A 14837-nucleotide genomic window follows, 5' to 3' on the forward strand; every position below is an offset into this window, starting at 1 on the left:
AATGCCGGGAACGCATCAGGTAAAGAAAAATGGCATAATGCCGCTTTAGCAACATTATACCATTCAGCTTCCGATTTTACCAGCAAAACGCACAATTTTCTGCCGGAGTTTTTACATTTTCGTCAAATTGCTAAGCTCCCGCCGCTCTTCGCCTTCTGTTTATACGCGGCAGTACACACTGCACTCGTCGTGGATGGTCTTGGCCAGTGCCTTGGCGGCAAAGCCGTCAGCGGCGCGCCATGCCCAGTTTCCGCCCAGCTTGCCGGGGGTATTCAGGTGTGCTTCCGCACCCAGACCCAGCCAGTCGTACATGGGGATGATGGCCCGGTCAGCCACCGACCCCAGCGCTGCGCGCAGCAGAGCGATGCGGACATCATCGGTCCGGATGGCCGCCAGCTCCTTTGCGGTGGGCTTTACGCCGGTCAGGTGCAGGTAAGCGGCAGCGGCAGCCTTTTCCTTTTCGGAAGCGCCGTTCTCCCACCAGTCGGTCAGGGTGGTGTTATCGTGGGTGCCGGGATACACCACGCTGTTCTTGACGTGGTTGTGGGGCAGATACTCGCTGTCCCCGCCGCCAAAGGCGAACTGCAGCACCTTCATGCCCGGGAAGGTGCTGTCGGCCAGCAGCTTTCGCACGCTGGGGAACAGTTCGCCCAGATCCTCGGCAATGATGGGCAGCTTGCCAAGGGCAGCTTCCAGCGCATCGAACAGCTCCATGCCGGGGCCGTTCTCCCACTTGCCGGTGCGGGCGGTGGTGCTGTCCGCCGGGATGGCCCAATAGGTATCGAAGCCGCGGAAGTGGTCGATGCGCAGCAGGTCGTAGATGCCCAGTGCGTGGCGCACCCGGCGCACCCACCACGCGTAGCCGGTCTTTTTGTGGTATTCCCAGTTGTACAGCGGGTTGCCCCACAGCTGACCGTCGGCAGAGAAGTAATCCGGCGGGCAGCCCGCCACACGGGCAAATCCGCCGTCGGCATCCAGCTCAAACAGCGCGCCGCCCACCCATGCATCCACCGAGTCGGCAGAGACGTAGATGGGGATGTCGCCCAAAATCTGCACGTCCTTTTTGTTGGCGTAGGCCTTCACCGCCTGCCACTGGGCCGCAAACTTGTACTGCACGAACTTCCAGAATCCGATTTCTTCCTCGTTTTCGGCGGCAAAGGCAGCAAGGGCCTTCTTATCGCGCAGGCGGTAGGGGCGCTCCCACTCCACCCAGTTCTTCATGCCGTTGGCCGCTTTCAGGGCCATGTACAGGGCGTAGTCGTCCAGCCATTCCTCATTGGCGAGGGTAAAGGCATAGTAATCATCCGGGAAGTAATAGCTGCAGCCGTGCAGCCCAGCGCACTGCTTGCGCCATGCGGCGTAGGCGGTGCGCAGGACTTTAAAGCGGCTCACATACAAAGTGCCGTAGTCCACCTCTTTGGGGTCTGTGCCCCATTTTTCGGCCTTGAGCTGGGCGGCGGTGAGCAGGCCTTCTTCCTTCAAAGCGTCGAGGTCGATAAAATAGGGGTTGCCCGCAAAGGCCGAGCAGCTCTGATAGGGGCTGTCACCGTAGCCGGTGGGACTGAGCGGCAGGATCTGCCAGATCTTCTGGCCCGCTTGTGCCAGAAAATCCACAAACTTGAATGCTTCCTTGCCAAAGCAGCCAATACCGTAAGGGCCGGGCAGGCTGGACACCGGCATCAGGATTCCACTTTCACGCATGCTATTACCTTCCTCATTTTTAACATTTTATGGGAATATCGTTGTTTCTTATCATAACATATCCGCAGACTATTTTCCACAGGCAAAAAACGTGGTATACTTATTTTTAAATTGGGTGCGTATCCCTTTTTCGATTTTAAATAGCCTCCGCTTTCGCTCTGGCTATGTTCAGCGGAATCCAGATTTTTTATTTCGCGTTTGTCGCGGCCTGCGGAACTTGTCGGGGCAAGGCCCCTCCATCTGCTGACGCAGACCGCTCGCCGCTTAAAAGCCCCACCGGGGCTTTCATTGCTGCGCAAACGCGGTCCGCTCCAAACGCATTTTCACCAGAAGGGCCGAAACCGGCAGATGCAGTAAAATCTCTTTTGTTGTTGGCCTTTACGGCCCCTTGCGTGAAAAAGCAGAATTGGAACGACCGCAGTCGTTCCAATTCTGCAAAAATAAAAATAAATTTTCCGCTGAATATGTCCAGAGCCTGCGGCAGCCATTTTAAATCGTCAAACTGCACCCTGAACAGGAGGTACCCGCGCCATGCAGCGCACTGAAAAATATTTTGAACAGGACGCTTTCCGCACCCAGTGCGAGAGCGTCATCCTTGCCGCAGAGCCGGACGAAAAGACCGGCGGCGGGCGCATTGCGCTGGACGGCACGGTGTTCTACCCGGAGGGCGGCGGTCAGCCTGCCGACCGGGGCACCCTGACCCTGCCGGACGGTGCCACGCTGAATGTGACCGATGTGCACGAGCATGACGGCGTCCTCTGGCACAGCGTGGACGCTCTGCCGGAAAGCGCTGTTCCCGGCACTGCCGTTTCCGGCTGCATCGACTGGGAATGGCGGTTTGACAAAATGCAGCAGCACACCGGTGAGCACATCCTTTCCGGCATCCTGCACCAGATGTTCGGGGCCGAGAACGTGGGCTTCCACATCGGTTCCGAGGCTGTGCGCATGGACACCAGCGTGCCCATTTCTGCCGAGGGCCTGCAGGCAGCCGAGCTTGCCGCCAACCGCATCGTGTGGCAGGATGTGCCGGTGCTGGTCAGCTACCCCACCCGGGAGGAGCTTGCCGCCCTTGTCTACCGCTCCAAAAAGGAGATCGAAGGGCAGGTGCGCATCGTGACCATTCCCGGTGCGGATGTCTGCGCCTGCTGCGGCACCCACACCCGCACCACCGGACAGGTGGGACAGATCAAAATTCTGGCCAGCGAGAACTACAAGGGCGGCGTGCGGCTGAGCGTGGTGTGCGGCCAGCGGGCATTGCTTGCTGCACAGGCTATGCGCCAGCGGCAGGCAGAGATCGGGGCGCTGCTCTCGGCCAAGGCCGACCAGACCGCTGTGGCGGTGCATCGTGTCTACGATGAGTATACTGCGCTCAAGTTTACACACTTTGGTGTATGTTCTCAGCTGTTTGATGCACTTGCCCAGCTGGCAAACCCCGGTGAGGATGCCATCCGCACAGTGCCCGGCCTTGACCCGGACGGCCTGCACCGGCTGGCGGTGCGCCTGACCGAAGCCACCACCGGTCTCTGCGCCGCCCTGACCCCCACCGAAAAGGGCACCGGCTACTGCATCGCGCAGGCAGACGGCGATGTGCGCGCCCTGACCAAAGCCCTGAACACCGCCCTGAACGGACGCGGCGGCGGCAAGCCCGGCATCTGTCAGGGCAGCTGCGCTGCCGCACCGGAACAGGTGGAGGCGTTTTTGCGGGAGCAGAATTTGTAAGCATCCTCGCCCTCTCCGTCTTTGCTTCGCAAAGCCACCTCTCCCAAAGGGAGAGGCTTTGGCAGTACGGAAAACCTTCCGGCTTTGCCAAGGGCTCCCCCTTTGGGACCGATTTCCCCCGGACGGGGGAAAATGGCGAAGCCAAAAAGGGGAGCGCTGGCGCGTCAGCGCCTGAGAGGGCGAGCCACGTTAATTTTAAGGAGAACAACAAACTATGAGAATGCGTTTCAAACCCTATGCCCACGACGAGCTGATGGCAGCCGACTTCCATGTGCACGAGCCGCTGATCTGGGGCAGCAAGTGGCACGCCCAGTACGCCCGCCCGGAGCAGCCCTTTGTGCTGGAACTGGGCTGCGGCAAGGGCGGCTTCATCTCCCAGCTGGCCTGCGCCCACCCGGAAAACAACTATCTGGGCATCGATATCACCGATAAGGTGCTCATCCTCGCCAAGCGCAAGATCGAAGCCGCCTATCAGGCTGCAGGCCGCCCCATCGACAACGTGAAGATCATGAGCACCGACATCGAGCGCATCAAGGGGGTCATTACCGCCGAGGATACGGTCAGCCGCATCTACATCAACTTCTGCAACCCGTGGAGCAAGAACGGCTCTTCCCACAAGCACCGCCTCACCTACCCGCGCCAGCTCATCAACTACCGTGAGTTCCTCAAGGACGGCGGCGAGATCTACTTCAAGACCGACGACGATGATCTGTTCCGCGACAGTCTGGAATACTTCCCCGCTTCCGGCTACGACATCGAGTGGATGACCTTTGACCTCCATGAGAACGAGCCGGAGTGGAACATCCGCACCGAACACGAGGGCATGTTCACCGAAATGGGCATCAAGATCAAGGCCCTGATCGCCCGCAAGGACCCGGACCCTGCCAGCGTGACTTGGATCGAGCCGAAGATTCTCAAGCGTCAGGCCCGCGAAGCGGCCGAGGCCGAGGCTGCCGCCAAGGCTGCACAGGAAGGCGAAGGCAATGAATGACCCCTGCGAGATCTGCCTGAACAATGTGCAGGACGAGTACGGCAGCTGGTACTGTGCTCAGGGCGGCTGTCTGGACGAGGACGAGATGGCCCGCTATCTTTCCCGCAGCACGGCCGCCTGCCCGTTCTTTGAGCCGGGCGATGAATACAAGATCGTACAAAAACAGAACTGACCTGCGCAGCAGCATGATTCTCACAGGAGGTGTTTTATGCTCAACTTTCTCACGACCACCACAGTATGCGGCTTTTCGCTGTATCATGTGCTGGCCTTCTTTCTCATTTATTCCTGCACCGGCTGGTGTCTGGAGGTCATCTTTGCCGCCGCCACCACCGGTCAGCTGGTGAACCGCGGCTTTCTCAACGGCCCGGTGTGCCCCATTTACGGCTTCGGCATGGTCATCGTGCTGTTCGCCCTGACCCCTCTGCAGGGCAGCGTCCTGCTGCTGTACATCGGCGGTGTCATCCTGCCCAGTGCGCTGGAACTGGTAGGCGGCTGGGCACTGTATAAGCTCTATCACACCCGCTGGTGGGACTACAGCGACTTTCCCTTCAACATTGGCGGCTACATCTGTCTGGAATTCAGCCTGCTGTGGGGCGTGGGCACGCTGGTGGTCATGCGCATCGTCCACCCGGTCGTCGCCGGTCTTGTGGATATGATCCCGCCCTTTGTGGGCTTTGTCGTTATGTGTGTGCTCTATGCAGTCTACGCGGCAGACGTAGTCGTTACGGCCTTTGCCGCCTCCGGTCTGGCCAAGACGCTGGATGCCATGGAGCAGCTGGCCGACAGTATCCATGCCGTCAGCGATGCCATGACCCAGCTGCTGGGCACCACCACCCTGAACGCCGACCAGAAGCTGGACGAGCAGCGCCTGCAGTTCAAGCTTGCCGCCGCCGAGGCCCGCGAAGCCGCACCGGAAAAGCGTGCCCTGCGTGAAACGCTGGCCGCCGTCCGTGCCAAGACCGCTGAGGCCCGCGAGGCCGCAAAGCATGCTTCCGAGATCGCCAAGCTCAACACGGCCGAAGCCGCCAAGGCTGCACAGCTGGCCGCCAAGGGCACGATAGAGCGCGCTGCCGAGCTGCTGCGTCTGGAACAGCTGGCCGAGGAGCTGCAGGCCCGCAGCGATGAAATGCAGGCCCAGCTGCTGCGCACCCCCCGCATCGTTGGCCCGCGCCGTATGCTGCGCGCCTTCCCCGGCCTGAAGCATGGCGTAAAAAAGACCACCCTCAAGGCCCTGCGCCTTGGTCTTGCCCGCCGGGAAAGCCCTGAAGAAGAACCGAAGAAAAACGGCTCCGACACCCGCAAGGATGCCTGAGACCGCTGCCCAAAAGACCGCTGCACAGGAATGCAGCGGTCTTTTTATGCCCCGCCTTCCGGACCCGTCCGGCGTTCCGTTCTTTTTTGCCGCAAAGTTTTAAATATCTATTTTCAAAGGTTTAAAATCGTGCTATACTGTTTTATAGAATGCCACATTTTGTCGAAAACATCCAACAGCGAGGGATTTATCATGTTCGAAGAACTGAAGTTGAATGAAAATGTCGGCGCACCGCAACCCGATGCACTTGCACAGATCGCTCGCAAAGACGACTTCCTGCAGCAGCTGCAGGAGTTTCTGGCGCAGCACAAAGGCGAGAACTGGTGTGTTGCCGCCATCGATATCGAGCATTTTAAACTGTATACCGAGCTGTACGGTTCTCAGCAGGCGCACAGCCTGCTGCTGTCTCTTACAGCCCTTCTGCTGGAGCACAGCAAGGCGACCGGTTCTCCGGTGGGCTACCTCGGCAGCGACGATTTTGTGCTCTGCCTGCCGGATGACAAAGAACAGCAGCTGGCCATCATCAGCCATCTGCAGACCTGCGTGAACGACTACAGGCAGGGCGTTACCTCTTTCTTGTCTTTTGGTGTGTGCCCTGTGGCCGAGCATCCAGATGCTGACGCACAAACCCTGTGCAGCTATGCACAGATCGCATCGGTAGACCCCAGCCCGGCCGTAGGCGGGATGCACCGCTTTACTCCGGCCATGCTCAACCGTCTCAAGAAGCAGCGTCAGCTGCTGAGCGAGCTGGAGCTCGCCCTGAAAAATCACGAGTTCTGCTTCTTTCTGCAGCCCAAGTGCAACAGCATGACCCGCGCCATCGTGGGCATGGAAGCACTGGTGCGCTGGAACCATCCCACCCGCGGCTGCGTGCCCCCGGCCGAGTTCATGCCCCTGCTGGAAAGCACCGGCCTTGTGACCCAGCTGGATCAGTACATCTGGGAGTCTGTCTGCAAGACCCTGCACAAGTGGCAGGAGAGCGGCAGCAATCTTGTGCCTGTATCTGTGAACGTTTCTGTGGTGGATATCGTCAATCTGGATGTGCCGCAGATCTTCTCCAATCTTGTGGAAAAGTATCAGCTGGAGCCCAAGCTCCTGCTGGCCGAGATCACCGAGACCATGCTGGCCGAAAACGCTTCTCTGATGGAAAACACCATCCAGGGCCTGCACCGCAAAGGTTTCTCTGTGATGATGGACGACTTTGGCAGCGGCTATTCTTCGCTGAATATGCTCAAGGACACCAACGTGGATGCCATCAAGCTGGACATGAAGCTCATCGACATGAACCAGCAAAACCGCAGCAAGGGCGTGCAGATCGTGGAATCGGTGGTGGATATGGCCCACCGCCTGAATCTGCCCATCATCGCCGAAGGCGTGGAAACGCCGGAGCAGGTCTCCATGCTGCAGGCCGCCGACTGCCTGTATACGCAGGGCTATTATTTCTACAAGCCCATGCCGGTGGAGAACGCCGAGGCCCTGCTGGCCCAGCCCAACAGCGAGGATTACTGGGATATGCGCCGCGACCTGATGCGCCGTGACCGCCGGGTCCCCATCTCCAACAGCGAGCAGACCGCACTGGCGCTGCAGGCCTACCAGATCTTTGCGGACAATGTGCTGGAGCTTTCTCTGCTGAACCTTTCCACCGGCGAATACCGGGTCATCAAGCGGGACCCGCGCCTGCCCGGTGCGGGTTCGGACACTGAGGAGGACTTTGCCGCTTACTGTGAGCGCATGGTGACGAATAAGGTGATCCACCCGGACGACGCGGAGATGTTCACCGACCAGACCGATCTGGAGACCCTGCGCTCCGCTGTTTTCAGCACCCAGCAGCCGGAGGCCTACCGCTTCCGCAAAAACGTGTCCGGTCAGTTCGTGTGGATCACCATGGAATTTCTGCCCTGCCGCAACTGCTGCGCCCAGAACCCCTGGGCCACCGTGGTGGTGCGTGAGGATGCACAGGCCGACCATCTCAGCGAGGAGCTGGACTTCTCCTACAGCCACGACACCCTGACCGGCCTGCTGAACCGCAGCCTCTTTGAGACCGATCTGCGGACGCTGCAGTCCAGCGAATACGACTCCATGGTGTGCACCTACATCGACGTGGTGGGCCTGCACGAGATCAATAACCATCTGGGCCACCGCAGCGGCGATGCCATGCTCTGCTGCATTTCCAATGCGGCCCGCAAGTTCTTTGCTTCCAGCCGCATCTACCGCATCGGCGGTGACGAATTCGTGATCCTCACCCCGAATCAGCCGCCCTACAGTGTGTGGGTGTCTGTGGACAGGATGCGTGCTTTCCTGCGCGAGAAGGAGTACGAGATCTCGGTGGGCATCCAGAACACCAACGACCTGCACCGGCTGGACGATGCCATGAATCAGGCCGAAGCTGCCATGCGGCAGGACAAGCAGGCCTATTACGCCCGCAACGGCCAGGAGCGCCAGCTGCGGGGCCTGAACGAGAAGCTGGAGCAGACTCTGACCGAAAAGCGGGATGCCGAGCATTTCCTGCGGGTCCTTGCCCCCAAGTACCAGAGCGTGTTCGTTGTTGATCTGAAGACCGACCGTATGCGCGGCGTGATCGTCCCGGACTATTTCCAGAAAATTCTGGACACCTCCGGCGGCTCTTTCCTCGCCGTTCTGCAGCAGTACCGTGATACGCAGGTGCAGCCCGCCTGCCGCGAGAGTCTGGCGGATCTGCTGGATTACAACTATATCCGCAGCAAGGTCCTGACCGGTGACATCGTGGAGCGCACCTATAAAAAGACCGACGGCACCACCTTCTGCGTCAAGGTGACACCCTATTCCAAGAGCGGAACGCACATTGATGAGACCATCTGGATCTTCTCCTGTGAGGATGCAGCTCTTACCCCCCCCCCAGACAAAATAAGTGACTAAAGAAAAAGAGACGGCTGATTTGAACGATCAGCCGTCTCTTTTTTAGTTTATGCCCACAAATTCTCCGGGTACTGGCCCCCTGCCGTTTTGCGGGCGATGGCTTCCACCACCAGCGGCTTGTCCTCACGGTAGGTAACGCCGTACCATTTATCTGTGCTGCGCAGCACCTGAATTTTTGCCTTGCCCTCTTCGATCAGCTCCGTGACCACCAGCGGCAGGAAATACTCACACTTGAGCGGGTTTTTAGGCAGATTTTCGGTCAGCCAGCCCGCAAAGCGCTGCTCGGCTTCGTCCAGAAAGCTTTTGCCAAAGCCCCACAGGTTCATACTCACCGGGGTATCGCCGGGCAGGTCGGTCCAGCTTGCGCCGCCGTCCTCGGTGAAGTGTACGCCGTTTTCGTACGTTTCAATGCGGGTGCGTTCGGTCACACTGTGCAGGGTGCCGTCGGGTTCGGTCACGCATACGCCGCGGGCCACGCTGCCATTCTCGGAGACAGTGTTCCGGAGCAGGTAGCTTACCATGCAGTAATCGTAATAGCTTCCGTCCTCGTGGGTGGACAGGTAATCATACATCACCCGGAAGGCCTCCGGGCCGTAATAATCATCGGCATTGATGACTGCAAACGGGCCGTCGATGAGGTCCTTTGCAGCCAGAACGGCGTGGCAGGTGCCCCAGGGCTTGACACGGCCCTCCGGCACGGCAAAGCCTGCGGGCAGCTCATCCAGCTGCTGGAAGGCATATTTCACGTTCATGGCCTTGGATACACGCTCGCCGATCGCTGCCTTGAAAGCATCCTCGATCTCATGCTTGATAACAAAGATCACCGTCTCAAAGCCTGCGCGGCGGGCATCGTAAAGGGAATAATCCACGATCACCTGACCGTTCGGCCCCACCGGGTCGATCTGCTTCATGCCGCCGTAGCGGCTGCCCATGCCAGCCGCCATGACCACCAGTACCGGTTTGTTCATATAAGGTTCCTCCCCCTGTTCAGGCCGCAACTGCGGCAGAATATTTATTGTCTCATTATACTCCATTTTGGACAGAAAAACAATTTGAAATGGCTCCGCTGTGCCATTATTCCAGCTTATTTTTACCGTGCTCGCCCTCTCAGGCGCTAACGCGCCAGATTCCCCCTTTTGTCGCTGCACGACATCCGTTCCCCTCTTTGTCACCTATGGTGACATTTCTCCCCGGCCGGGGAGAATCTGTCCCGACCGGGGGAAGTCTTTCCTCAAAGGGGGAGCCTCTGGCGGAACCGCATACTTTGCGTGGATTGCCAAGGCCTCTCACTTTGGGAGAGGTGGCATTGCGCAAGCAATGACGGAGAGGGCGAGGTTGCCGACCTTCTGCAAGTCAAAATTTCCAAAATATGCAATTTATTCTTGCAAAAGTATTGTTTTTGCCATGTAAATATTGTATAATGGCGACATCATTGCAGGTTTTACCTGTCAAAAAGCGTCTTTTAGTGAAAGTAAAGCTTTCCAATACGACCAAGAAAGAGGTATTTTATCATGAATGAAGCCGTTACCAAGCGCTTTCTGCTGTATTTCCGCCTGATGCTGCTGGTGTGGATCCTGATCGCCAATGCCATCATCCATGTGACCGGCCTGGAGTACAGCTGGCTGATCTTTCTGAGCAATATCATGATGTTCACGCTGGAAGGCGATGTGAAGGATCGCTTCGTCACCGTTGAGCTGGGTGGTCTTGTGGGCCTGATCCTCACTGTGATCGCTCTGCTTTCCATCACGGCCCTGACCCCGGTGCTGGGCGGCTTCTTCGGCTTCCTCATCCCGCTGGCCGTGGTGCTGTTCATCCTCATCATCCTGCACCCCTACGCACCCAAGGTGCTGAACAACGTGGGCTTTGCCTACCTGACTGTGGCCTGCATCGACACCACCGCTCTGGCCACCCACCTGCCCCAGTTCTTCATCACCTTCATCGTGGGTTCCGTTCTCTTCAACGGCGTGTGTGTGCTGCTGATGAAGCCTGCCAAGGCTCTGGCCGTCAAGAGCGTCCAGAAGGAAAATGCCTGATTTCCTTTTTATCAAGCATCCAACGCCAAAAGCCGCTGTTTCCATTTGAGCAGCGGCCTTTGGCGTTTCGCTGCAGCAAAAAAGCGCCGCTCTCCCCTGCCGGGAAAGCGGCGCTTTGTGTTTTGCAGTGTCTGCTTACAGGCTGCGGTTGCGGATCTCGGCAGTCACCTTTGCGATGAATGCATCCAGCTCCATCGTGGTGGTCTCGCCCTTGCGGTCACGCACCGAGATGTTGCCTGCCTCGGCTTCCTTGGCACCCAGAACCAGCATATAAGGCACACGGTCCACCTGCTGTGCCTCGCGGATCTTGTAGCCGATCTTCTGGTTGTCGTCGTCCAGCACAACACGGACACCGGCTTCCACCAGCTTTTCGGTCACGCCCTCGGCGTAGTCCAGCGTCTTTTCGGAGACGGGCAGCACCTTGACCTGCGTGGGAGCCAGCCAGGTGGGGAACTTGCCCTTGGTCTCTTCGATCAGGTAAGCCATGAAGCGGTCCAGAGAGCCCAGGATGGCGCGGTGCAGCACCACGGGGGTCTTTTCGGTGCCGTCCTTGTCCACGTAGGTCAGGTGGAACTTTGCGGGCAGGCAGAAGTCCAGCTGGCAGGTGGACAGGGTGTACTCGGCACCCACGGCGGGCTTGACGTTCACGTCCAGCTTGGGGCCGTAGAAGGCAGCCTCGCCGATCTCCTCGGTGAAGTGGATACCCAGCTCGGTCAGCACTTCGCGCAGGGCCTGCTCTGCATGGTTCCACATGGCATCATCGTCGTGGTACTTCTTCTTATCGGCAGGATCACGCAGGCTCAGCACGCAGCGGTAATCGGTAATGTTGAAGTCCTTGTACACCTCAAAGATCAGGTCGCACACGTTTGCGACCTCGCTCTTGATCTGCTCCGGGGTGCAGAACAGGTGAGCATCGTTCTGGCAGAAGTGACGGCCGCGCTCGATGCCCTTCAGGGTGCCGGAGGACTCGTAACGGAAATCGTGGGCGATCTCACCGATGCGCATGGGCAGGTCACGGTAAGAATGGGGACGATTTGCGTAGATCATCATGTGGTGGGGGCAGTTCATCGGGCGCAGAACATAGCTCTCGCCCTCCATCTCCATGGCGGGGAACATGTTCTCACGGTAGTGATCCCAGTGACCGGAGGTCTTATACAGGTTCACAGTGCCGATGCAGGGAGTCATAACGTGCAGGTAGCCGCGTGCACGCTCCTTCTCCTTGATATAGTTCTCCAGCTCCTGCCAGACGGTGTAGCCTGCGGGCAGGAACATGGGCAGGCCGCGGCCAACCAGATCGTCGGTCATGAACAGGCCCATTTCCTTGCCGATCTTGCGGTGATCGCGCTCACGGGCCTCCTGCTGCTCCTTCTCCCAAGCATCCAGCTCTTCCTGATTGCGGAAGGCCACGCCATTGATGCGGGTGAGCATCTTGTTTTCCTTGTCGTTCTTCCAGTATGCGCCGGACTGCTGGGTGATCTTGAAGGCCTTCAGCGCCTTGGTGTAGGTCAGGTGGGGTCCGATGCACATATCCACGTACTCGCCCTGCTGGAAGAAGCTGAACTCGGTCTCATCGGCCAGATCCGCCATGTGCTCGATCTTGTAGTTCTCCTTGCGCTCTTCCATCAGCTTCACGGCCTCGGCGCGGGGCAGGATGAAGGGCTTGATGGGCAAATTCTCCTTGACGATCTTGCGCATCTCTTTTTCGATGTTTGCCAGATCCTCGTCGCTGAGCTTCTGGTCGCCCAGATCGACATCGTAGTAGAAGCCGTTCTCGGTGGCAGGGCCGAAAGCAAAGTCAGCCTGCGGATACAGGCGCTTGATGGCCTGCGCCATGATGTGGGCTGCGGTGTGACGGATAACGTGCAGTTCCTGATCCTGCGGGCACTCGTCCACATGACCGTCCTTATAGATGATCTTCATAATGTTTGCTCCTTTGACAGATAAAGTAAAACAAAAAAGCGCTTCATCCCGCACACTTACTCACGGGATGAAGCGCCTGAAAAAATCAGAAACGTTCCACGGTTCCACCCGAATTGCGTGCTTTTCTGCACGCCACTCGCTGTGCTGTAACGGGCGCACCCGGCAGAGGTTCTCCTCTGCGCTCTGCGGTGGTAGAGCTCCGGCACATGACAGGCTGCTTGCAGCGCCCTTGCGGGGCAACCCTCTCTGCATCATGGAGACGGGAACTCAGTTTGTCCGCATCATCGCTTTTACAGGATGAAACTACGCTGATTGTAGCACGTCCCGCCGAAAAAATCAAGGGATAGATGCAGGAAAAAAGATTTTTTAGCGCAGGGCTGCTCTTTTACGCAAAATCCCCGCTTCTTTGTGCGCAGAAGCGGGGATTTTGATCTGGTTGCCATTAGAGATTTCGGATCGGAGCTTTACTCCACATCCTGCAGGGCGGCAAAGTCCTCTTCGCCGGTGCGGATCTTGACCACGCGGGTCACGTTGTAAACAAAGATCTTGCCGTCGCCGATGTGTCCGGTGTACAGTGCCTTCTTGGCGGCCTCCACCACAGCGTCCACGCTGATCTTGGAGACGATCACCTCCACCTTGATCTTCGGCAGCAGGGTGGTATCCACAGGCACGCCGCGGTACTTCTCGGAAGTGCCCTTCTGGATGCCGCAGCCCATCACCTGAGTAACCGTCATGCCGGTAACGCCCAGATCGTTGAGGGCAGTCTTGAGCTGATCGAACTTGGAAAGCTTTGCAATGATGGACACCTTGTGCATGCCGGTGTCGTATACGCCATCGTGGATCACGGGCGAAGGCTCGCGCACCACAGGAACGGCAGCGCTGATCTGCTTGTCGGTGGCCTTGGTCACATCGTCCTCGCCGAGGTCGGTGTTCTCGTTGGGCACCATGGCAGCAGAGTTTGCATCGGAGATGGAGAAACCAGCGTAAGCGGATGCCAGACCATGCTCGTGGATATCCAGACCATCGATCTCCACCTCTGCGGGAACGCGCAGGCCGATGAACTTATCGATGAGCTTGAAGATAATGAACATCACAACGACAACGTAGATGTCAACGGTCACGAGGCCCAGCAGCTGGGTGCCCAGCTGTGCCAGACCGCCGCCGTAGAAGAGACCTGCGTGCTCGGTGTTGGCACCGGTGGAGAACAGGCCCACCGCAATGGTGCCCCACACGCCGTTTGCAAAGTGGACGGAAACTGCACCAACAGGGTCATCCACCTTGGCGATGTTATCGAAGAACTCAACGCTCAGAACAACGAGCAAGCCGGCCACAAAACCGATGAAGAATGCGCCGAACGGAGAAACGGTATCGCAGCCTGCAGTGATCGCCACCAGACCGGCCAGAGAACCGTTCAGGGTCATGGAGACATCAGGCTTGCCGTAACGCAGCCAAGTGAAGATCATGGTCACACAGGTGGCAACGGCTGCAGCAAGGTTGGTGTTGAAGCAGACCAGACCGGTCATGGTCATGGCCTCGTCGGTGGCAAGGCTCAGAGAAGAGCCGCCGTTGAAGCCGAACCAGCAGAACCACAGGATGAACACGCCCAGAGCACCGGCGGTCAGGTTGTGGCCGGGAATGGCGTGAGGCTTGCCGTTCTTGTCGTACTTGCCGATGCGGGGACCCAGCATCCATGCGCCCAGCAGAGCGATGACACCGCCCACATTGTGGACTGCTGCAGAGCCTGCAAAGTCATGGAAGCCCATGCTCTGCAGCCAGCCGCCGCCCCACATCCAGTGGCCGCAGATGGGGTAGACCACCAGCGAGATCGCAGCAGAATAAACGCAGTAAGCCTTGAAGTTGGTGCGCTCGGCCATGGAGCCGGAAACGATGGTGGCAGCCGTTGCGCAGAACACGGTCTGGAACACGATGTAGACCCACAGCGGGATATCCAGACCCAGATGGCTGTAATCGCCCTGAATGAACGGGTCGAAGCCGCCGATCAGTGCGCCGGTGCCGCCGAACATCAGGCCAAAGCCGATGATCCAGTAGCACGGGGTGCCGATGCAGAAGTCCATCATATTCTTCATCAGAATATTACCGGTGTTCTTGGCACGGGTGAAACCGGCTTCGCACAAGGCGAAGCCCGCCTGCATGAAGTAGACGAGGAACGCTCCCACGAGCGTCCAACAGGTGTTGATGGAGCTGAACATAACTTTTCATACCTCCCACGAATGTGATGCCGCAAGGCCACCAGAACCTTTTGGCG

Annotated in this window: 11 protein-coding genes; 6 read left to right on the top strand and 5 right to left on the bottom strand. The window is 58.4% G+C overall.

Annotated elements, in window-relative coordinates; genetic code table 11:
- Positions 1–159 precede the first annotated feature (159 nt).
- Both malQ and DW937_RS11525 read right to left on the bottom strand, forming a co-directional pair.
- The gene (gene malQ, locus DW937_RS11520) at positions 160–1701 is read right to left on the bottom strand and encodes a 4-alpha-glucanotransferase (protein ID WP_120120996.1); all 1542 of its coding nucleotides are present in this window, start codon (positions 1699–1701) and stop codon (positions 160–162) included.
- Positions 1702–1888: 187 nt separating this feature from the next.
- A complete protein-coding gene (locus tag DW937_RS11525; protein ID WP_120120997.1) occupies positions 1889–2209 on the bottom strand; it encodes a hypothetical protein in 321 nt (106 codons plus the stop codon).
- Between the two features lie 23 nt (positions 2210–2232).
- On the opposite strand from DW937_RS11525, the gene DW937_RS11530 reads away from it, so the two are divergent.
- The 5 genes from DW937_RS11530 (at position 2233) to DW937_RS11550 (ending at position 8618) form a co-directional block, all read left to right on the top strand.
- Positions 2233–3420, top strand: coding sequence for an alanyl-tRNA editing protein (locus DW937_RS11530; protein WP_120120998.1), 1188 nt, complete (start codon positions 2233–2235; stop codon positions 3418–3420).
- 214 nt (positions 3421–3634) lie between these two features.
- Positions 3635–4411: a tRNA (guanosine(46)-N7)-methyltransferase TrmB gene (trmB, locus tag DW937_RS11535; RefSeq protein ID WP_120120999.1), complete on the top strand. Its 777-nt coding sequence runs from the start codon at positions 3635–3637 to the stop codon at positions 4409–4411.
- Positions 4404–4583: a DUF6472 family protein gene (locus DW937_RS11540; RefSeq protein WP_097777082.1), complete on the top strand. Its 180-nt coding sequence runs from the start codon at positions 4404–4406 to the stop codon at positions 4581–4583. Before trmB ends, DW937_RS11540 begins: the two co-directional genes overlap by 8 nt.
- Before the next feature lie 36 nt (positions 4584–4619).
- Positions 4620–5723: a putative ABC transporter permease gene (locus tag DW937_RS11545; RefSeq protein ID WP_120121000.1), complete on the top strand. Its 1104-nt coding sequence runs from the start codon at positions 4620–4622 to the stop codon at positions 5721–5723.
- Between the two features lie 192 nt (positions 5724–5915).
- On the top strand, positions 5916–8618 hold the full coding sequence (locus DW937_RS11550; RefSeq protein ID WP_120121001.1) for an EAL domain-containing protein: 2703 nt from the start codon (positions 5916–5918) through the stop codon (positions 8616–8618).
- Positions 8619–8665: 47 nt separating this feature from the next.
- On the opposite strand, the gene DW937_RS11555 is transcribed toward DW937_RS11550, so the two are convergent.
- Positions 8666–9586: a sugar phosphate nucleotidyltransferase gene (locus DW937_RS11555; protein ID WP_118528540.1), complete on the bottom strand. Its 921-nt coding sequence runs from the start codon at positions 9584–9586 to the stop codon at positions 8666–8668.
- 543 nt (positions 9587–10129) lie between these two features.
- On the opposite strand from DW937_RS11555, the gene DW937_RS11560 reads away from it, so the two are divergent.
- Positions 10130–10651 carry a hypothetical protein gene (locus tag DW937_RS11560; protein WP_005938352.1) on the top strand — a complete coding sequence of 174 codons (522 nt, stop codon included), beginning with the start codon at positions 10130–10132 and terminating at the stop codon, positions 10649–10651.
- Between the two features lie 135 nt (positions 10652–10786).
- On the opposite strand, the gene thrS is transcribed toward DW937_RS11560, so the two are convergent.
- Both thrS and DW937_RS11570 read right to left on the bottom strand, forming a co-directional pair.
- Positions 10787–12571 carry a threonine--tRNA ligase gene (gene thrS / locus DW937_RS11565; protein WP_005938348.1) on the bottom strand — a complete coding sequence of 595 codons (1785 nt, stop codon included), beginning with the start codon at positions 12569–12571 and terminating at the stop codon, positions 10787–10789.
- 464 nt (positions 12572–13035) lie between these two features.
- A complete protein-coding gene (locus tag DW937_RS11570; RefSeq protein WP_097781013.1) occupies positions 13036–14781 on the bottom strand; it encodes an ammonium transporter in 1746 nt (581 codons plus the stop codon).
- Positions 14782–14837: the final 56 nt, after the last annotated feature.

Origin of the sequence: Faecalibacterium sp. AM43-5AT (assembly GCF_003603345.1) — a bacterium.
GTDB classification, from domain to species: Bacteria; Bacillota; Clostridia; order Oscillospirales; family Ruminococcaceae; genus Faecalibacterium; species Faecalibacterium taiwanense.